The sequence below is a fragment of the Herpetosiphonaceae bacterium genome, from assembly GCA_036374795.1.
Lineage (GTDB): Bacteria > Chloroflexota > Chloroflexia > Chloroflexales > Kallotenuaceae > LB3-1.
The window spans coordinates 36,892-56,538 of record DASUTC010000203.1 but is presented as its reverse complement, the minus strand read 5'-3'; the positions used below and the strand labels follow the sequence as shown (position 1 = coordinate 56,538).

Sequence of the window (19,647 nt, the reverse complement as noted above, 5' to 3'; positions counted from 1 at the left end):
GGCCTACTCACCCCAATCCTCATCGACCTCAGGTGCCAGCGCCAGCTCTGCCGGGTCCAGGCCCAGGATCTCCAGCTCGGTCTGACAGTCGGGGCACGTGACGATCTCGCCGACGCGGGCATCCGCCGTGATCGAAACCTGGGCGTCGCATTCGGGACAATTGCTCATGGGTGCGTTTCCTTTCTTGAACGTGAGTGAGACGTGTATGATTGATGGATCACAGCTCGTGCGAACCTACCATGCCGAGTTTCGAGGCGGAACGTACAGCCCCGTCAGAATATCCGTCTCCGAGCGCGAGCCGCCGACATGCGTTCCGCCGAGAGCCATGCCTATCGTCAGGAGATGCTGGCGGATGCGCAGGGCCGTCTGCCGGAAGGTTTCAAGATCGGTCGTGCGGCAGCGCCTCGCTTAGTTCGCCACGTCGGCGACGGAAGCCTGGCGGCGCTTGAGCACCGTCTCCCAGGGCGCTTCGTAGCGCATCGACTGTGCGATCCGCCCGATGCGATCCAGGTTGTCCCAGATCTTGCAGAATGCGTTGGCGTACAGCTCAAGCAGCGGGCCGGAGCCCGGGTTCAGATGGACGCGCCGCAGACACAGCGAATCCTCGATCACCGCCAGCGTGTTGGGATACTCCTCGATCGCGTATGCCTGCGGCGACGTGCCCGCGATCGTCCAGGGATAGCCCCGGCCAAAGCCGTGCTGCTCGGCAAAGACGGGCTGGCCCGGCAGCGGGATCAGCTGGTACTGCGAAACCTGCACGCCCTCCGCCGCCAGCGCGCGGCGCAATGCTTGGCGGAACCGTCCAGGGGCAACACCCGTCAGACCGGCGGCCTCAGGATCGAAGCGGAAGCGCAGAATATGCCAGACATGCGTCCGATCGGGCAGCGTCCTGGGCACGATCACGCCCGGTAGCTCGGCCAGCTTGCCGAGCAAGGCCGCAATGTTACGCTCACGCGCCGCCTGATCTTCAGCATAGCGCGACATCTGGCTGCGGGTAAAGGCGGCCTGCATCGCGCTCAGCTTGTAGTTCCAGCCGAGCACATAGGAGACGTAGGCGCGCGGCACGTCGCTTTCGATCTCCTCGCCCATCTGGCGCAGCATCTTACATCTGGCGTACAGCTCAGGATCGTCCATCGTCACCAGGCCGCCCTCGCCGCAGGTTGGGATGTTCTTCTCGACGTTGAGGCTGAACGCGCCGATGTCGCCAAGCGCGCCGACCAGCTTGCCCTGGTAGGCAGCGCCCTGCGCCTGCGCGGCATCCTCGACGATGACCAGGCCATGCTTGCTGGCGATGGCGCGGATCGCGTCCATGTCGGCGGGCAGGCCATGGAGATGCACCGGCATGATCGCGCGGGTGCGCGGCGTAATCTTGGCCTCGATCTGCCGCACATCGATGTTGAAGGTAGCGGGATCGATATCGACAAAGACCGGGATCGCAAGCTGGTGCAGCGCCGCCAGGCCGGACGCGACATAGCTCAGCGCCGGGACGATCACTTCGTCGCCGGGCTGCACGCCGAGCGCCGTCAGCGCCACCGCCAGCGCGGCGGTCCCGCTGTTGACCGCCACGCTGTAGCGTGTCCCGACGAACTGCGCCCACTCCTGCTCCAGGCCGCGCACCTCCTGCTCGTCCTTGGAGCTGCTGGTGAACTTTCCGCTCGCCAGGACGCGCAGCAGCGCCTGCTCGTCGGACGGCGCGATCACCGGCCAGGGCACGTTGCGCTGATCGGCTGGGACGGCTGGCTCGCCGCCAAACATTGCTAGCTTCGCACTCATGACTTCCTCGTCTGATTAATCCAGGTACAGGGCACGCAGCCGGTTCGTCAGCTCCGCCTCGTCCTCGTCGGAGTGGACCGGGTCCTCATCGACATGAATCGGGCGTCCGTCCAGCTCGGGCGGGACCGGTCCATCTCACGAATCTGAGGCAGCAGCGCATCCCGATCGTATGCGCCTGCTCAGGCACGCACGCATCGAGGATGAACGGCGCGCTGGTCTGCTGCAAGAGCTGCTGCTGAAGCTCGGCGGGCGCGGTGATCGGCCGGTTGGTCGACGGTGCCATACAGCAGGAGACGCCGACGCCGTCTTTGATCGCGATGGGCGGGTAGCTGACCGGCACGCTGACCAGATGCACGCGCCGCCCGGCCTCCGGCAGCAGCGTGGCGAGCGTCGGCACCTGAGTCATCCGCGCGTGGACCAGGTGCAGATCGGTGTAGCTCGTGCCTTTGCGGCAGACAAAATCGGTGTAGCCCAGGGGGCTGGGATCGCGACCGCTGATCATCGTGGGCCACGCGACGGGCGTCACCGGCTGGATAATGCTGTGCAGCGGCCCGTAGATCCCGCGCTCCATCAGGTGGCGCATATGCGGCAGATCAGGCAGCCAGCGCTCGACCAGCTCCGGGCTGAGTGCGTCAAGGCCAACAACAGGCACTCGTGTCATCGCGTACGTCCTTCACCGGCTCCTTAGACCGGATGCAGCGCCCAATCTAACAGCTTCAAGGTCTGCTCGTGATCGGCCAGGAACCGCACCGTGCGCCGTCGCAGGCGCTCGGCAACGTCGGCGGGCCGTGAGAAGCCGTGCGCGCCCAGCATCCTGAGCGTCGTCCACTCGTTCGCGATGCGCTCCACATGCCGCCCGACCTCGGTCAGACGCGGCCAGTCGAGCCGATGCCCGGCCTGCATCAAGAAATCGGCGTGCAGCGCAGCCGCGCCCTGAGCCGTCCAGCCGACGGTGTACAATTCCTGCAAGGCCACGCCCGCATCCGGCCCGGTCGCGCGCTCGCCGATCGCATACAGATAGTGCTGCAACCCCTCCAGCCCAGACCAGGCGGGGCCGGAGCTGGGCGCGTGGAAGCGGCTCAGATTCGTGCTGACGACCTCCATCACCCACGCACGGGTGAGATCCGGGAACGGCTCGTGGATCTCTAGCTGCAACCAGCGGCTCTTAATCGGCGTTCCGGTGAAGAAGAAGTCGCGCTCCCCCACGATCGGGTTGTCGGAATTTCTGGCGATCAGGAATTGCGTGACCGGCAGCGGCCCGCGAAACTGCGGCGGCGTCGATTCGAGGAGATAGACCTCATCTGCATCGTCGTCGAAGCCGAACGCGACCATCAGGTGCGCGGCGTGAACGTCGCCATACGCCGGGCGGATCGGCATATAGAAATTATCCACGGCGACGATCACCGGCTTCTGCTGCGCGATCATCGCCTTCACATCGCGCCACGCCGCTTCCGGATCGTCCGACTGGTGCCAGGTCGAGGTGAGCGGATGAAAGGGCATCATGCTCTGCGCCAGGGTTGGGCGTGGCAGCGGATGATAAAACTCCTCGCGGCTGACCTGCGCCGGATCGTGGTAAAACTCCCACGACGCGCCCATAGTCAGAATCGGGTCGTGCCCGTAATACAGCAGCACCGTGGCGATACAATCCTGGAGACAGCTGCACAGATCGTGGAACCAGAAGGACATCGGTGAGAGCACAACCTTCATACGCGCAGCCCCCTGGTGGTCTTGATCGCCGTTGCCGCGAAGATATGCATCGCAAGGTTGTCGGGAAGATGGAGCCAGGCCAGCGGCTCCTGGCGCGGCACGGGGATGCGCTGCATCCAGATGCCGGGCTGCACGCGCGGCTGCACATGGCGCGGAAAATGCATCACCGAGCAGCGGAAGGCTTCGATCTCGCCAAAGCGGGCGCCCGCCTCCGGCCAGAAGTCGGAGACGCGCAGCCATTCGGGATCGACCGCGCCGCTGGCGTAATGTAGATAGATCAGATCCTCGGAGCGGCGCTCGCCTGCGACGAGCATGTAGATCCAATCATAGCGCGCGACGGGCACATCAAGGCGCTGCCCGGCGCAGACGATGTTATTGAGCATTCCATCGTCTTTTGGTGGAAAGCGAAAGGGAATACCGGCGACCTCGATCAGGCTGCGGCTCTCAGGAAGTTCCTCGGCAGGAAACGTGTTGTTCCAGACGTTAAAGCCGCCATCGCGCAGGTCGTGGGCGTACGATATGCCGTCGTTGTTGAAAAGAGCGCCTAGATCGAGCAGGACACATTCCTCGCCGACCGGGATAGCTGACACGCGCTTGCCTCTTTTCTGCTTCGTACTACCTTAAGGACCGGAAGTATGGCACGACGATTGAATGCGTGTGCCTGTTAGCCCACGAATAGCTGTCGAGACGTGTTTTGCAACACGCTCGTTATCTTCACGAAGCGTTGGGATGAAAGATACTATTCACGCCGGGGCGTGTGGTTAAGGGGGGTGCTCCAATATCGGCAATCGCCTTCCCAAGGGTACATGATCGTCTAAAATATGTCAAAATTGTGTTAATTATCACAAAATCCTCTATGTCTTGCGTATTCATATAGTTGTGATCGTGCTATGGTTTCGTTGAAGGCGGCACTGTGCTCCTGCGGCGGGTGAGCACCATGACGCAGCCAAGCCAGCGGCGGGGCATGCCCAGGTGAGCGGTTTCATGTTCACCGGAGCAGGCATCGGCAGCTACCGCGCGAACGGGCTCGTGCTCCGTGACGGCGCGGAAGTTGCTCTCGGCCAGAATCGTACATGCTCGCATGGACGGCTCCTCCTGCGCGACCGGATCGGAATAAAGCGTGTCGGGTGCCCTGGCGGTGTCTGGGCCTTCGGGCACCGCGCATCCTTGAACGGTCGTGCATGCGGAGCCGTCGAGGAACGGGCCGTATGGGCGCTGAGTCGATACAGGTGTGATCGCAGACAACTGCGCACACGCGAAGTCGCCGCAAGGCGAGGAGGACAGACGAATGCCGTTTAACAATCGATCACGCCTGGACCCCTCCCAGGTCCAGGATCGGCGAGGTCGGGGAGCTGGCACCACCGTCGCCATTGGCGGCGGCGGGCTCGGTCTGGTGGTCCTGCTGGTGGCGCTGCTGCTGGGCGTCAACCCGGCCGATATCGGCGGCCTGGCAGATGCGTCGCCGCAGCCCGTGCCGGAGCGCTCCGGATCAGTCGGCACCTTGGCAGAGCAGTGCCAGACCGGCGCGGACGCCAATGCGCGTGAGGACTGTCGTCTTGTAGGCTTTGTCAATAGCATCCAGTCGTACTGGACCGATGAGTTTGCCCGCCGTGGGGCACGCTATACGCCCGCCAAGCTCGTGCTGTTCACCGACGCTACCGAGGCTGCCTGTGGCTACGCTAGTGCTGCGGTGGGGCCGTTCTACTGCCCACGAGATCAGCAAGTCTATCTGGATATGAGCTTCTTTGAGGAGCTACGCACGCGCTTTGGCGCCCAGGGCGGCGCGTTCGCCGAAGCGTATGTGCTGGCGCATGAGTATGGGCATCATGTGCAGCATTTGACCGGCGCGCTGGAGCAGCGGGCAGGCGCGCAAGACACCGGCCCGACGAGCGGCGCCGTCCACACGGAGCTTCAGGCCGACTGTCTGGCGGGCGTCTGGGCATACCACGCAACCGAAACCGGCTATCTGACCGAGGTGTCGGACGCGGAGATTTCTCAGAGCCTGGACGCCGCAGCCGCGATCGGTGATGACCGTATTCAGCAGCAGACTCAGGGCTATGTCACGCCCGAGTCATGGACGCATGGGTCATCCGAGCAGCGCCAGATGGCATTGAAGGATGGGTTACAGTCAGGCAACCTGGATACGTGCGAGACGCCGGGAACAGCACCGTAGCGACGACGATCTGACGTGTCGGGGGCTGCACGAACGTCCCACCGGCACCGCTGTGGCAGCCCATCCGTGAGGGCGCCCGCCACGCTCAGGCACGGCTGTATCTCAGCAGGCAGACTGAACGGGCGCTGCGGCGGCATCCAGCGCCCGCCAAGTGCTGCGCGGCCAACGCTTCGGGATGCCGCAATCGTATGCCAGCACGTGGCCTCCTATCGTGGGTTCCTGCGGAAGTTTGCCCCACGCACGACGGGCCTGGGCCGCATCCAGGAGCGCCGACAGGCGGAGCGGACGGACATCCACGCGGTGCTGATCATTGCGCTCGTCGACCGTGATCAGCCAGTGCCGCCGTCCAGTGGGCATCCCCACAGGGTCCCTCCGCAGGCCCCAGACAACGCTTCGCTCATTTGACACTGGCCTTACTGTAGTGGTCATATCAACAAGGAGGCACGCTATGTTGCTGGTCCGGCCCGCATTTATTCCATCCAGCTCGTGTACCGACCTCATTTCCGCATTTCAACACATTGCTTCTACCGCGCCACCTGATCGGAACGATGTACGCACAATGCAGCGTCGCACCGAAATCGATGGGTATGCCCTGAGGACATTGGGATTGACCGAGCCAGACACCGTCCTTGTTGATATTCGACAGCGCGCGCTCACCGCAGTGCTCGACTACTATAACGTGGCAGATCCCGGTTACGTCGAGTTCACCCTCCTGACCGAAATGCGGCGTGGCGACTCACACGCCTTGCATGCGGACAGTGAGAAACAGGATCACGATGGAAACTGGATTCAAAACCATACAGCGTGGCGTAGCTATACCGCGATGGTATACTTGAATACGAGTGGCGTAGATTATGCTGGCGGTGTATTGCAGTTTCCTGAGCTCGGACAGGATATTGTCCCGCAGGCAGGTCTACTCGTCGGCTTCCCGTGTGGTCATCTCTATCAACATGCAGTTACGCCGATTCAAGCAGGAACCCGGTACGCCCTTTCCATCTGGATGACGGACGACGCCGCCTTCGCCGAACGTTGGGACTGAGCGGTGCGTTCCAGCGGCACAGCCGTCCACCATCGATCGTGGACCGGCTAGGCCATGAAGTGGGGTAACAATGTCGCAAGGCGACCGGTTGCTGTTGGCTGCGTGAGACGACGACAGCCAAGCCTCCATCGCTGATAGCCAAAATGTATTGGAATGAGTCCTGGTATCAGCACTCGTTGCACGGTCGTCCCGTAATCTGCCACGACCGCAGGCGTAATATCACAGCCGTAGGCGCGATAGCGACACGCGGCTAGCGCGTCAAGCACGTGCGCGAGGGCCTGCTCATCGGTGGTAGCCTGCGCCTCGATCGTCTGAGATGCTTCAGCCTCGCCGACGCGCAGGACCTGACTCAGGACCTGCCGCAACACCTGGTGAAATGGACCGCCGTTATAAAGATGGTAATGATCGGCTGGCGTGCGCACGTCCAGCAATGAACCGTGAATCTGCCTCACCAGCGGTCCCTCGTGGAGCGTCGAGATACCAGCGGCCAGCTCCAGCATCGCATGGTGCAATGCGTGGTACCGGCTGGGGTGACAGCCAAGGCCATACGCGAACGTGTCACCTTTCAGGGCGAGAACAAGGAAGCAGGGCAGCGCCACATCATACACCAAGCTGCATACGGTCACTACATACCCCACCGCTTGCATCTCCTGGAGCGCGGCGCGGATGTCCGGCTGCGGGATCGTCCGGATGGGGATCGTCTGTGTCGTCGGCTGTCGGTACCAGAATTGCATAAAGCTATCGCGCTCGACGAGCTCGCAGAGCGCCGCTACGGTCGCGGCTGTCGGCTCACTATGGGCTGCTGTACCGCTTGATGTCTCGGCAACCAACGGCTGACGTGTGAGACTCGCGCGTGGGTAGATAAATTCCACGGGCAGCAAACGGGGCGCGCCCGTGGTGAGATCAACCACGTCAAGCCATTCGAGCGGCTCCTGCTCTGAGAAGGCGGCAAGGCCGAAGTCTGGGCTCGCATACTGCGCCGCGCTGTAGAGTCCACACGCCAGCGGCGAAATTGCATCGGGCATCAATGCCGCGTAGGTATCGACGACGGCAACCGGTGGCGCATAGCATCCAAATTGGGCATAGCGCTCAACACACTCCATCACGGCTCGGCGTCGTGCCAGCTCCGGAGACGATCCGGTCGCAGATCCATAGATCGGTTCGCGACCAATCGCCGTTCGAGCGGTCGCACTGAAGCCAGGGAGCAGCGCTGTCGAGCGCGACGTGCTCCGTACGACAACCTCCATCTTCAATCGTTCGATGATCGTCTGCTCATCGATGGTCGTGCCACCCTCGCGATCGAAGCGTGCCATATCTGCGACCTCTGAATCCATCGTCTATGCATCCGCACCATGTGCAGGTGCGCCAAGCGCAAGCACGTAGACGATCGCCTCGTGGGGAAAGCTCAACGCCGCAGCGCGGCTTAACGCCGCGTCGTCGAATCCACAGATCGGAAGCGCCGCGTATCCGAGGCCAGTCGCGACAAGTACGACATTCTGGGCCATATGCCCGGCCTCCAGTAACGCTAAGCGATACGCCTTCTCGCCATACTTGCCGAGCGACGGACGCGCAAAGTCTACAAACAGGCACACGATGACGCTTGCGTGTTCGATCGGATGGTTGCCCAGGAGCACCACCAGATCATCCGCTGGCCGTGGCGCTGCAACGGGAACGATTCGGTGAGCGAGTGCCTGGTAGGAGTAAAACCCGGCGCTGACATCCTCCACGCGCAGGGGATACACCAATGTTTCGACAGCATACAGGCCGCCCCCGGAAGGATAGGTCCGTCGACCGACTGGGCCACCGGGAACCAGCGGAGCCGGAGGCTCTGGATCGCTGCCGAGGCCCACGCCACACGCCAGAAGCGTGGCAAACTGGCTCAGGCGCATGGGAGCGTCGTGGAACGCGCGGCAGCTCCGCCGAGCATTCAGCACAGCCATCAGGTCGATGTGTGCAGGCGCGGGCGCGGGAAGCGAGATCGCGCCTGCACACTGCGCCTCCCGCAATATGCGGCTGGTTTCGACGGCCGGGCTTACCGCCGCCCATTCGCTAGCGACCGTCGTCCGTAGGTGGAGATCGACGAGACGCGCGCCAAGGCTCCACGGAACCAGCATCTTCTCGGTGACGAGACGATCGATCAGACCGTTCGCGGATACTGGATCGACGCGAGCGAGCGCTGCTCGGAGCCATACCTCAGGACGGGGACTCTGCAACAGAACCACCAGGTTGGACAGCAGCGTCCCCTGATGGGCAAGAATCAGCGGAGGTCTGTCGGCGCATTCAACGATACCATCATCCGCATAGACGCGTATGCGAACATCATCGGCGAAACGGAGCATCATGGCGTCTCTATCGCGCGCTGACCAACCCTCAGGTCGTTGCCAGGAGCGCTTTCAGGCAGAAGGCCGTCGTGATCGTGCGACTCGCGTAGATCTCAACACCGTCTGTCGTCGGAAAAGCAATAAATGGCTGCGCGGCCCAGCCACCATCGCCCTCCTGTGTTCGTCCGAGGTAGTCTCCCCCGCGCGTGATCGCCGCATGGTCGCGCGGCAGGCCAGCGGCTGCTAATGCCAGCAGCGCGAGTGCGGTCGACAATGGATCGGTATCATGAACACCCCAGCCGCCGCAATCATGCTGGCGTTCCAGGAGAAAGCGCTGGGTGCGCTTGAGTGCGGTACTCTTCGGCGTCAGCCATCCCAGCACGGTCGCAACGCGATAGGTTCCATAGAAGGGACCCGCATACCACTTACTGGGCCACATACCGCCTGGATCTTGCACGGCTTCAAAATACCGTACCGAGCGCATCAGGGGAGCCTGATACCGCACCGGGTTGTACAGCAGCAAGCCATACACCAAATTGGCGACCACATCGGGATGGACCCCCGATCCTCCGATCACACCGAGATAGGTACGCATGATCTGCTGAAGCGATGAGCTGCCCCGCAGGTCGAAGATCCAGGTAGGAAACCCACCATCGGCAGCCGTCGCATCGAGCGCTAACCGGATCGCTTCGTCGCAGGTCGCGGCAAGTGCAGAACCACCGATCCGCACAAGCACCTGAAGCACCATGCCGAGATCGTCGGCGTCCGGCGGCAGCTCGGGAACCTCAGGGATGTAGCTCCAGCCGCCACGGACATCACGGTGTTTGGCACGCAAGATGGTCAGCGCTTCGGCGCTCATCACCTGCTCAGGAATCGTGTAGCCAGCGGCCTGCGCATCGAGCAACCCATCCAGCACAATCGCCCGCTGGAAGAGCAGCGCCGCATGCGTCTCGTAGCGCACGGTCGAGATCGTGCCGCGTGGAAAGCGAAGGTTATGGATCGCTTCGGGATAGCCCAGACGTTGTTGAGCAAGCAGCAGGTCTGTCGCAGGACGGATCGCGGTCGATCCTCGACGCCCACCCTGGAGCGGCTGCCGAGGAAGAGTCGGCGTGTCGGGCTGATCCTCAAACCAGTTGACCCATCCTGCCACCATACACGCCGCGAAGGTCGCGAGATGTGCCGGATCACTGTCGCGCAGGCGATCCGCTGCGCCCGGATCGTGGTCGATCTGGAGACGTGGCGCCTCCTGCTGGTCGGTGGGAAGCCCGCGCAGCGTGCGCAATAACGCGACGACCTCCGACGCCGCCGCGTCGATCAGATCGTAGAGATCGGTGTCACTCGCCCATGAGCGTCCCGCTGCCGCCAGCAGATCGGCAAGTCGGAGGAGCGCCATGCTGGGCGTGCCTCGGCGACAATCAATCGGGAGATCGACCAGATCGTCAATCCAGCAGAACAGCCGACCAAGGATCACGCTTGCCTGGTAGGCGTGGTGAGATTCTTGACCGGCATGCGGCAGCGCAAGCGCCGAGAGCTGCCACATTGCCACCGACGGAAGCACGGATTTCGCTTCGATCAGGGGTCCCTGGCTGCGCGCCTGCTCCACCGAGCGGAAACCGCCGAGACTGACGGCGCGCTCAGATTCGTACAGGCGTCCCAGCGACTGGGCAAGGTCATGCCAGGCGGTATCGTTGCCACTACGTTGATACAACGCTCGAAATCCGCGCTCGCAGGTTGCGATCAGCGCGCACAATACGCGGAGGCGTGGATCGTTCACCTGGGCGTAGGTCGTTGCCAGCCTGGCAGCGGCATCGCCGGTGGGAGCGCAGAGCTCATGGATTAGCTCAGTGGGCAGCAGCTCGAACAGGGATACGCCCGTCTCGGATTCATCGACGAGATAATCCAGCACCGCGATGCCCGTGTTAAACGCTGCCCCGACGAGCGCAGCAGCAGCGCCTTGATCTGGCGAGAGGGCTGCCGCGCGGGACAGCGCACACGTCTGCTGGTAGCCAAGCCCGGCCATCCACGCGAGTCGCTGCCACAGGTAGGGGTCATGGTGCGCAATCGCTCGGTACTCGTCAACGTCAACAAACGCAGGAAACTGCTCCGGCAACATCTGGTCGCGCAGCCAGCAGCCGCACTCCCATTGGGCAGCGACGGTCTGCGTATAGGCGTCCTGAGCGACGGCGAAGCCATGCGCGCGCAGCGCAACACGGATCGCAGCATGCAGGTGACGATCGTCTACAACACTCCGCAGTAGCAGCATGGATCCTCGCCGTGGTGAGAACCAACAGAGCGAAGACGGTGCAGTGACTCACCTCCTTCGCCCTGGGACAAGCATTGCACGGGTTAAGCTGGCCTAGGTCCAGCAGCTGCTGCTGCTCGGCGGCGGCGGCGGCGTGTACACCGATAGGGCAATCCACATACTTGAGTAGGAATCGGTGCTGCCCCAGATGGAGTTATACCCGGTCGCGCTGCACACGAAGGACTGGTTCCAGCCGATGTACACATAGTAGTAGCCGTCACCACGGTTGTAAAACTGATAGTTGAACCTGGCGTTCGTGATAACGTTGCCGGTACTCGCATTCGTCACTAGCATCCACATACCTGATACCTCCTGTCCTACACGATGGGTAACATGTCCTGCCGCTTACTCTGACTTCTTCAGGCCAACGGCTCCCGGCACCCCCGGCTGTCGTGGAATGCCGTGGAGCAATTCGTCGGGTGGCGGCACGTCGGGCGGCGTGTCCACTTGCTCGCCCCACTGAATATCGGCGTGATCCGGTTGTACCGGTGGTCCTCCGCGTACGCGCGCCTGCACATCTGCAAGTTTTGCGATCAGATCGTCCTCGGAATCGATCGGAAAATAGTAGGCGGGGATCGCCGACCGAAGCGCTGCCAGGGAGAACGAGCGCCCGTGGAAGCTGATCGTCGCATCCGGTCCCCCAAGCGCGGCGACGAAATCGTCAGGCGTCTGGATGGGGTAGACGGTCTGCTTCGACAGCATTTTGAGCGTAGAAATCAGGTCGACGACCTCCGGGTAATGCTGCAGCACACGATTGATAAGGTCCAGATCGGCTGCCTCAAACGGCGTGGTCAACATCGTATCCCTCCTTGACCTGAGTGCGTCTGCTCCTGCGGAGGCTGCGCCCGAAGCAGCGGCTGTCGCACGTCGGCTCCTAGCCACGGGCATGGTCCCAGGCTCAGCCGAGGCCGACCCACTGCCATCATCAAAGGGGTGCAGCTGCAGCTTAACCTGGTGCTCCGGAGCATGGTCGCCACCTGGCGACGTGCCCTGGAAGTAGTGTTTCTGCCAGGCGTCTTTGGCAGAACGTACCGTCGGCAGCTTGAGCCCCGCGAGAAATTGCTCACGGCTGCCTAGCCACTGTCGATAACCGGCATGGATGGCTGGCGCGCTGGCAATGTCATGGATCTCAGGCCGAAACGCTTCGAGCTCGCCACGTCGTTGCGGCACGATCATGCACATGGGCTCGTCAACGTCGAACGTAACGGCATGGTTCGGGCGAGTCAGCTTCCAGTTCATGGTGAAAGTTGCCACGGCCCAATCCGTTTCGACCATACCCTCAAGTGGGTATATTCCGTCCTTGGGTGAGTTCGCCGGACCACGCACCAACAAGTTATACCCTGGTGGCGTGCGAAACATATAGGGGATATGCCACGTCAGAATACCATGTCCGAAATGGCTGGCTATGGGATATGGTGCTGCGCCGCTCAGGTACTCGACGCGGACACCCGAGATATGGTCGTCCCCGGTCCAGGTCACGCGCACAGCATGGCTGTTGAGGATCACCCAGCCGTGCTGATTCGCGATGCGCAGCGGTAAACAACGATGTGCAAAACGATCTGCGGTGTTGTCCATCCATGCGCGGGCAGCGGTGGCCGGAGCAAGACGCATCGAGTCCGTCGGCGTGAGGCGGTATGCCATGAGCGTTGAAGCCTGACGATCCGGCGCGCTACGCTCCGTCACGGCCCGTTGTTCCGAGGGCTGATCGGCCTGATCCTCATACGCAGACACCGCGTACTCCTCCCACGTATGCACACCGTGCTCCAACATTAACGCCAGGCTCTGGCCTTCACCGTACACGGCAAGATCACGAGCGAATCGGGCTGCTGGCACCATTGCGTGACGCCGGCAGTAACCTCATCGATCGCATCAGGCGCGATCAGGCCGTGCCGCGCAGCAGCCGTGAGGACACCGAGCAATGGTGCCAGCCACGTGCCGTGCGCCAGGTCCCTCCCGGATAGCACGGTGGCATGAGGTGCCGCCTCGGCAACCTCAACGTGCTGAAATCCTGCGGCGCGAAAGAGACGGGGCAGCTTGCGGCCAATTTCGGGATCACCGCCGCTGCGCCGAATATGGTTGCAGAGCACGTCGATGCACTGCTGAAGATGCTCGGATGGTGGGTAGATCGCGACCGTTCCCCAATCACCCTCAGACAGTGCCGCCACCATCCCTCCGGGCACTACCAGCTGGCGCTGCCGGGCGAGCGCCGCAGCAGGAGTATCCAGGTACATGAGGAGCGTGTGGCACACGACAACATCGAACGATTCGGGGGGCAATTGTGGATGGCACGCATCGTCGCACACAAAGTCCACGTTCGCGACGCCGTCCGCGATAGCGTGCCGTACGGCGAAGCCTAACTGCGCGGGCGATGCATCGATCCCAAGCACCCGGGCCGGCTGCACGGCGCGCGCGATCTGGCGCGTAATGCCACCCGTGCCACAGCCCAGGTCGAGCACACGCATGCCACGCTCAAGCTGAAGCCACTGAAGGTCAACCGCTTGCTCCCGCTCGTCAAGGAATGCCTGGGTTTCCGGCGTTGGCGCTGGAATACATCTGGCATCGCCGTCTGCCGTCGAATTGTGTTGTCCGGTTGCGAGCATCAGCCCCTTCTTTGTCGGCAGTGTTCAAACGCGACGTGGTTGGTCGGCTCTGGTACAGGCGTGCCTGACTCGGAATCAAGCGAATGATGGGATGAGGGATGGATAAAGACGTCGAGGCAATCGCAAATATCGGCAACTGCATGAGTCTCCCCTCGGGCTATCGCAGCCGTCAGATGTTCAAACATCTGAATCATCGCCTGACGCGCATCGTCGGCCAGCCGGTGTTGCCACAGTGCCTCGCGCCACAGCTCCAGACCATGCGGATGTTTGGTAAAGCACAGGGCATGGTTGACGACATCCAGCGCCTCCACCAACTCCTGGCTGAGGACACCTTCGGTTGGCTGCTCCTGAAGGCGGCGCTCGATCACGTCGACGATCTGCGTAATCTGCTGGAATTGAGAAGCGCTCATGGCTGACTCACGGGTGCGAGGCCACGTGCGATCAGGAGCTCGTATGCTTTCTCTACCAGGTCCTGCTCTGACGCAATGGGAAGGTAGAAGGTGGGGAGCAGGCGCGAGGCAAATTCGGCATCGTATGCCACGCCCCGAAAGACGATCGCCTCACGCGATCCGCTGATCTGTGAGACAAATTCATCCAGGGTTTCGATTGGGTACGTGAGCTGCAACTCACGCACAATCTCAACGATCTCGTCACGTGGAGTTGCTGTCGTTTCTGGCTCCATCACCGTAGCGGCCTCCAGGAACATACGATCGAGCTGATAACAGGAGCGCCAGCATGCACCTCACGAGCGGCTCAACACGATGCGCTGATCGGCAATAACCAGCGCACGGTTCAGCCTGAGCGTGCTCAGGACCTCGGAGGGGCTATTTCGTCTTCCACCCTTTGACGGCTGGAACACCCCGTCCTTTCGGGATTTCATTTTGGGGAATGTTTGGATTGCCTGCGTTGTCGGGGGGACTGGCGACGGGATCGGTATACTTAACGTCGTCGGTATCGGCGTCTCCGCCTTGACCGCGCAGGTGCGCAATCTTCGCGATCAGATCTTCTTCTGACTCGATCGGGAAGTAGTCCGATGGGATCAGCTTGCGCACGTGACCGATTTTGTGCCCCTGGCCTTCAAAATCGATGGTGCTGTTGTCTCCACCTAATGCTTTTACAATGTCGTCGAAGCTGTTGATCGGATACTGCACCTTTTTAGAAACATTCTTAGCAGTATCGATAACATCATCCACCTTGAACTTATTGCGTGGCATCATGACCTCCTATTACTGAACCTTCGGAGATGGTGGCGAATGAGAACAGGCACAACTGCTTCATAGTCCTCACATTGTTCTCTGTGTCGGTAGCGATCAACTCCTTTCATGTTTCGTGTTTTTCCGTATGCGTGAGCTGCTATGAATTATTACCACACCCTGTGGAACGGTTCATTGGATTATGTATGTAGTGATGTCTCATATTATGTACTTTAAGTTAGCAAGCGCAGAAGATTCTTGTATTCAACAATAGGATTAGGTACGTCCTATCAATAAAATACATAGAAACGGGGATAATGAGGCTTTGTATGGAGTGGTGGTAGAAGGTGATGGTAGGATGATCTGTAAATACGTTATAGCCTGTATTACCCTCTGCTATGATTATGCGTGCCTCTTTTCAATACCACACAGCTACATAAGAAAACATTCAAATTCAATATACACCGCTTGTCAAGGGGAGGGGTTTTTCCAGCTCCAGGCGGTCACAGCCGCCACACTGCTGCCGTGCCCATCCAGCAGATCGGTATAGGTGCCTGGATCAGCCAATACAGAGGCGCTCGACCGAACGGTATGGTGGCACGGTTGCCACGGATGCTATGATTCTTTCGCGAGAATGTGATTGACTCTTCTTAACGCTGGTTATAATCACCGAGCCGCGATGGCCGAGGCGGGTACACGTCACCCAAGACGGCGGCGCCACAACGACGCTGAACGGCCAGCGTGGGCTGGGCCACCACGGTTTGAACAAGAGGCACGCCTGCATCGTGAACTCCACGCAGTACGATCAAAGGCTACGGAGCTTCAAGGATTGCTTGAGACGTATCACGATGCAAATGTTCTCCCATTTCTCAGCGAGTACCCGTTTGAAGTAGCCGTGCCAAGGTTTTTTGCCTCCCATCTTGGCATCGCGATCTATCGAGACGCACACTATCCCGAAGATTTTTGGATCACGAATGCACAATCAGAAAAATTGGCTCTTGTGGAAACAAGGACCTATGCCGGTGAATTTAAGAAAGGTGGGATCGATGCCCTCTACAGTCATCGAGAATCGTATCATCTTGATCCGGATTTTCCCGCACTGCTGGTTGTGAATGCACAGACAAACGCAAGGTCGTGGAAAGAAAAACTCCGCCCGATCGATCGCCAGGACTATGAGTTAGCGGCTGCCGAAAAGGTGCTAATTGTTCGTATTGAAGATGTGCTGTACTTGTGGAACGCGATTGTTGAAGGACGGCTGGATCAAGCGCAGCTTATCACGCTGTTCCTGCATGAGCATGGATGGTTAGAAGTGCAGGAGGACGGCACGTTTCGCGTCCATCCCTCACATGCGGATACGGAATAAGTCCGTATCCTCGGTCTATCGCCCAAGACATACGGAAATGGGCCACGGACTACGGCGTCTTGTGCTCACCCCCACGACCCCCCAGTCGCCTCGTCGACTCAGCGCTGCATCGGCAACCACTGCGACTCATGGAGGCACATCTGATTCTCGCCACGCTCGTCCAGGGCGTCTCCTGCCAGCGGGACGATAACCTGAATGGTCCGATCGACGAAGGCTGCGACGATGCGCCGACCGTGAATGCCGGTGGGCCGTACTCCAGCAGCGAAGGCACGCCAATCACCTTAAATGAAAGTGCCTCCGACCCGAACCCTGGTGACCGCTCACCGCGACTTGGAGCTACATTCCGGCCCTGCTGTTACTTCTGGCGCGACCTGCTCCTTTGGCGGACGTGCCCGCCGACACCATGAGCGCAATCGTCGCCCGCGTCGACGAGGCGTACCAGCGCTGTTCGCGGATCGCAAGGCGGGAAAGCCGGTACGCTGCGCTGAGAGAAATGTTATTATGTCAACTGTACGTCAGAAGTACACCTTTAGCGGACCTCCGCGCATCGACGGTCATTCTGCGCGCGCCCCTGCGTGCGCACTGCGTACAGGTGAGATACGCACCGGCAGGAAGCGATGTACAGCCGCACATGTATCACATCAACAGGTGGCAGGGGCCTGCGGTCAGAGACTCTTTCGGCACGGGAGCGAGGTATACCGCAGATCAATCGTTATGTCAACTGTACGTCAGAAGTACACCTTCAGCCGCGATCGGCGCAGGCACACACAATAATTTGTCGCATGTTGCACTCTCTCGGCTGGATCAGATCCACGCGATTGCCTGGATATGTACCTGCTCCCGATGTCTGGGTCTACGCAAACGGTCGCCCTCTAAAGAGCGACCGTTTTATGTCAACTGTACGTCAGAAGTACAGTCTACTCGTCGGTGGAGCTGCGGAGCTGATTGATGATCACCTCCAACTCCTGAAAGTGCTGCTGCACGATAAAGTCAAGCAGCGCTGCCCGCTCTGCCGCTTGCAGAGCGGGCAGCGCGTCGTGCAAGTGCGTCGTCATCGCGCGCAACATGTGCGTCGCGCGTTCAAAGGCACGCTCGCTGTGACGTGTCAATCGCTTCTGCTCGCCCACCGCTCGACCACGCCGGTCATGACCGGCAGCCTGTCCCTGAACCTGACGCTCGGACACTGGCATCGCCGCCGGGTCGTCCCATCTCGCTTCCCCCGCATCCTGTCTCGGCGGCTGCGCGCGCCTCGGCACCACCCCAGTTGCGGCGACATCACGGACAATACCGCGCACCGACTCCTTGTCCAGATCACCTTTGATCACACTCTCGATCAGGGGCCGACGCTGCTCAGCCGTCGGCAGTTGACCGATCAATAAGGCGGCGGTAAACGTTTCGGGATGTGTATCCACCATCTGCTGCACGTCGTCGGGCGCGCGGAGGAGATCGAGGCGGCTCTGCACATACCCTTTACTTTTGCCGATCTGCGCGGCAAGGGTACGGATCGAATACCCGCCCGCGTCGATCGCCACCCGAAACGCCCGCGCCTCCTCCAGCGGCTCCAGGTCACTGCGCTGCAGATTTTCGGTCAGCCCAATCTCGCGCATCTGCTGATCGCTATAGTCTGCGACATCACAGGGAATGACCTTGATGCCGGCGACATGGGCCGCGCGCAGGCGGCGCTCGCCGTAGACGAGCTGGAAGAACTGCGGCTGGGCAGGATCGCGCCGGACCCGGAGCCGACTCGTAAACCCGTGCGTCCGCATGGAGTCGGCGAGCTCGTCGATGTCTTTGAACTTCATCCGGGCCTGAAAGGGATTCGTGCGAATGCGCTCGATGGGAATTTCCTGGGGGGCACTCGTCGTCCGTTCGGTCATCGGGCCAAACACCGCATCGAAATCATCATCCGTTGCGACCACCGGCGCAGCATCGCGGTTAAAAAAGCGGCGCTTATTCCCCGAGCTCATGCAACACCTCCTCCGCAAGTGCCCGGTAGGCGGTCGCGCCGGGTCCCTTGGGCTCGTAGGTCAGAATGCTCTGGTGCGCGGCCAGGCTTTCGCGGATGCGCACCGAGTTTTTGATCTGCGTCGTGAAGAGACGCGCCTGGTCGCCAAAATCGCTTTGCAGCACGTCCAGCACTTCGCGGTGGAAGTTCGTCTGGGCCTGCACCCGTGTCAGGAGCACGCCGGCGATGCGCAGATTCGGATTAAGACCCGGTCGGCGCATGCGGCGAATGTTCGCGAGGGTGAGCGCCAGAGACTCGAGGCTGACCGAGTCGGCCTCCATTGGCAAAATGACCTGATGCGCGGCGACCAACGCAGCGCGCACCAGATGGTTGTTGGCCGGTGGCGTGTCGATCAACACCACGTCGTAGCGCGGCGCTACCGGCGCGAGCAAGGATTTCAGCACCAGCTCGCGCTGGGTCGCATGTAAGAGCTCATCTTCCATCGTGCTGAGCCGAATGCTGGCCGGAACCAGATCCGCGCCGATGGTGGTGCGAACGATGGCGTCGTCGAGCGCGGCCTCATAGTCGGTAATATAGCGATGAATGACCGCGTACAGATTGTCGTCGGTGCTCTTCGGACGAACGCCGAGCGCGAACGTCAGGCTGCACTGATGATCCGTGTCGAGCATGAGCACGCGAAGGCCGCGCTCGCTGAGCGCTGCCGCCAGATTTAGCGTGGTGGTACTTTTTGCGACCCCGCCTTTGACCAGCGCAATGGCGATGATCTTGCCCATAGGGTTTCCTTCCCGGGTCGGCCCGACGATGAGCCGTGGTCGCCCTTCGCGCAAAAACCGTTCAACTTCGGCAGGGGTCACGAGATTGTCCGTCGTGATGAGTCGGCCATCGTAGGCCGCCCGGCGGAGGCGATCATACTTGACGCCAAAGCGTAACGCCGCATCCTTGATCGTGAGCAGTTCATCGTCCATGTCGATCTCCCGTGCGTGCTGCACGCAGTGTACCATAGATTTCCTAAGAATGTGAAAATTTCACACGATGTGAAATCTATGCTACACTAGGGACACGCAGGGCTTGGAGGTCGAACCTGACGGGAGTCCTCGAAGCGACCACGACACGTACCTCAGAGCAGGGAACCCATGCGAGCGCAGCACGCTGGAGGCGTTGGCCGGGGAAGCGTGGTTATTATGACCATAGTTGACATAATACAGCACAC

At 61.0% G+C, this 19,647-nt stretch carries 21 protein-coding genes; 4 read left to right on the top strand and 17 right to left on the bottom strand.

Annotated features, from left to right (window positions below):
• Positions 1-3: 3 nt before the first annotated feature.
• The 6 genes from lysW to VFZ66_15555 form a co-directional block, all read right to left on the bottom strand.
• The gene (gene lysW / locus VFZ66_15580; protein ID HEX6290610.1) at positions 4-168 is read right to left on the bottom strand and encodes a lysine biosynthesis protein LysW; all 165 of its coding nucleotides are present in this window, start codon (positions 166-168) and stop codon (positions 4-6) included.
• A gap of 240 nt (positions 169-408) precedes the next feature.
• Positions 409-1,773: a DegT/DnrJ/EryC1/StrS family aminotransferase gene (locus tag VFZ66_15575; GenBank protein HEX6290609.1), complete on the bottom strand. Its 1,365-nt coding sequence runs from the start codon at positions 1,771-1,773 to the stop codon at positions 409-411.
• Between the two features lie 85 nt (positions 1,774-1,858).
• Positions 1,859-2,434 (bottom strand): alkaline phosphatase family protein, encoded by a 576-nt coding sequence (locus VFZ66_15570; protein ID HEX6290608.1) that lies wholly within the window; start codon positions 2,432-2,434, stop codon positions 1,859-1,861.
• A gap of 23 nt (positions 2,435-2,457) precedes the next feature.
• Positions 2,458-3,480, bottom strand: coding sequence for a BtrH N-terminal domain-containing protein (locus tag VFZ66_15565; protein ID HEX6290607.1), 1,023 nt, complete (start codon positions 3,478-3,480; stop codon positions 2,458-2,460).
• Positions 3,477-4,070 (bottom strand): hypothetical protein, encoded by a 594-nt coding sequence (locus VFZ66_15560; GenBank protein HEX6290606.1) that lies wholly within the window; start codon positions 4,068-4,070, stop codon positions 3,477-3,479. The genes VFZ66_15565 and VFZ66_15560 overlap by 4 nt, the downstream gene beginning before the upstream one ends.
• A gap of 298 nt (positions 4,071-4,368) precedes the next feature.
• The gene (locus VFZ66_15555) at positions 4,369-4,638 is read right to left on the bottom strand and encodes a hypothetical protein (GenBank protein HEX6290605.1); all 270 of its coding nucleotides are present in this window, start codon (positions 4,636-4,638) and stop codon (positions 4,369-4,371) included.
• Between the two features lie 130 nt (positions 4,639-4,768).
• On the opposite strand from VFZ66_15555, the gene VFZ66_15550 reads away from it, so the two are divergent.
• Positions 4,769-5,653 (top strand): neutral zinc metallopeptidase, encoded by an 885-nt coding sequence (locus VFZ66_15550; protein ID HEX6290604.1) that lies wholly within the window; start codon positions 4,769-4,771, stop codon positions 5,651-5,653.
• A 102-nt stretch (positions 5,654-5,755) separates the two neighbouring features.
• Here VFZ66_15550 and VFZ66_15545 read toward each other — a convergent pair whose 3' ends face one another.
• Positions 5,756-6,016, bottom strand: coding sequence for a hypothetical protein (locus VFZ66_15545; protein HEX6290603.1), 261 nt, complete (start codon positions 6,014-6,016; stop codon positions 5,756-5,758).
• An 85-nt stretch (positions 6,017-6,101) separates the two neighbouring features.
• Between VFZ66_15545 and VFZ66_15540 the strand changes: the two genes are divergently transcribed.
• Positions 6,102-6,692 carry a 2OG-Fe(II) oxygenase gene (locus VFZ66_15540; GenBank protein ID HEX6290602.1) on the top strand — a complete coding sequence of 197 codons (591 nt, stop codon included), beginning with the start codon at positions 6,102-6,104 and terminating at the stop codon, positions 6,690-6,692.
• 47 nt (positions 6,693-6,739) lie between these two features.
• Here VFZ66_15540 and VFZ66_15535 read toward each other — a convergent pair whose 3' ends face one another.
• The 6 genes from VFZ66_15535 to VFZ66_15510 all read right to left on the bottom strand — a co-directional run bounded on the left by VFZ66_15535 (position 6,740) and on the right by VFZ66_15510 (position 13,915).
• The gene (locus VFZ66_15535) at positions 6,740-8,005 is read right to left on the bottom strand and encodes a YcaO-like family protein (GenBank protein HEX6290601.1); all 1,266 of its coding nucleotides are present in this window, start codon (positions 8,003-8,005) and stop codon (positions 6,740-6,742) included.
• A gap of 24 nt (positions 8,006-8,029) precedes the next feature.
• On the bottom strand, positions 8,030-8,905 hold the full coding sequence (locus tag VFZ66_15530; GenBank protein HEX6290600.1) for a SagB/ThcOx family dehydrogenase: 876 nt from the start codon (positions 8,903-8,905) through the stop codon (positions 8,030-8,032).
• Between the two features lie 157 nt (positions 8,906-9,062).
• On the bottom strand, positions 9,063-11,276 hold the full coding sequence (locus tag VFZ66_15525; GenBank protein ID HEX6290599.1) for a hypothetical protein: 2,214 nt from the start codon (positions 11,274-11,276) through the stop codon (positions 9,063-9,065).
• A 93-nt stretch (positions 11,277-11,369) separates the two neighbouring features.
• Entirely contained in the window at positions 11,370-11,615 is a 246-nt protein-coding gene (locus tag VFZ66_15520) for a hypothetical protein (protein ID HEX6290598.1), read from the bottom strand.
• 45 nt (positions 11,616-11,660) lie between these two features.
• The gene (locus VFZ66_15515) at positions 11,661-13,046 is read right to left on the bottom strand and encodes a DUF6065 family protein (GenBank protein ID HEX6290597.1); all 1,386 of its coding nucleotides are present in this window, start codon (positions 13,044-13,046) and stop codon (positions 11,661-11,663) included.
• Between the two features lie 38 nt (positions 13,047-13,084).
• Positions 13,085-13,915, bottom strand: coding sequence for a methyltransferase domain-containing protein (locus VFZ66_15510; GenBank protein ID HEX6290596.1), 831 nt, complete (start codon positions 13,913-13,915; stop codon positions 13,085-13,087).
• Positions 13,916-14,013: 98 nt separating this feature from the next.
• On the opposite strand from VFZ66_15510, the gene VFZ66_15505 reads away from it, so the two are divergent.
• Entirely contained in the window at positions 14,014-14,331 is a 318-nt protein-coding gene (locus tag VFZ66_15505; protein ID HEX6290595.1) for a hypothetical protein, read from the top strand.
• Here VFZ66_15505 and VFZ66_15500 read toward each other — a convergent pair.
• Positions 14,322-14,597 carry a hypothetical protein gene (locus VFZ66_15500; GenBank protein HEX6290594.1) on the bottom strand — a complete coding sequence of 92 codons (276 nt, stop codon included), beginning with the start codon at positions 14,595-14,597 and terminating at the stop codon, positions 14,322-14,324. The two genes, VFZ66_15505 and VFZ66_15500, sit on opposite strands and share 10 nt — an antisense overlap.
• A 142-nt stretch (positions 14,598-14,739) precedes the next feature.
• Entirely contained in the window at positions 14,740-15,132 is a 393-nt protein-coding gene (locus tag VFZ66_15495) for an MTH865 family protein (protein HEX6290593.1), read from the bottom strand.
• An 805-nt stretch (positions 15,133-15,937) separates the two neighbouring features.
• On the opposite strand from VFZ66_15495, the gene VFZ66_15490 reads away from it, so the two are divergent.
• Positions 15,938-16,471, top strand: a complete 534-nt coding sequence (locus tag VFZ66_15490) for a hypothetical protein (GenBank protein HEX6290592.1) — start codon at positions 15,938-15,940, stop codon at positions 16,469-16,471.
• 917 nt (positions 16,472-17,388) lie between these two features.
• On the opposite strand, the gene VFZ66_15485 is transcribed toward VFZ66_15490, so the two are convergent.
• Positions 17,389-18,438 (bottom strand): ParB/RepB/Spo0J family partition protein, encoded by a 1,050-nt coding sequence (locus VFZ66_15485; GenBank protein ID HEX6290591.1) that lies wholly within the window; start codon positions 18,436-18,438, stop codon positions 17,389-17,391.
• Entirely contained in the window at positions 18,422-19,402 is a 981-nt protein-coding gene (locus tag VFZ66_15480; GenBank protein HEX6290590.1) for a ParA family protein, read from the bottom strand. The genes VFZ66_15485 and VFZ66_15480 overlap by 17 nt, the downstream gene beginning before the upstream one ends.
• Positions 19,403-19,647 lie beyond the last annotated feature (245 nt).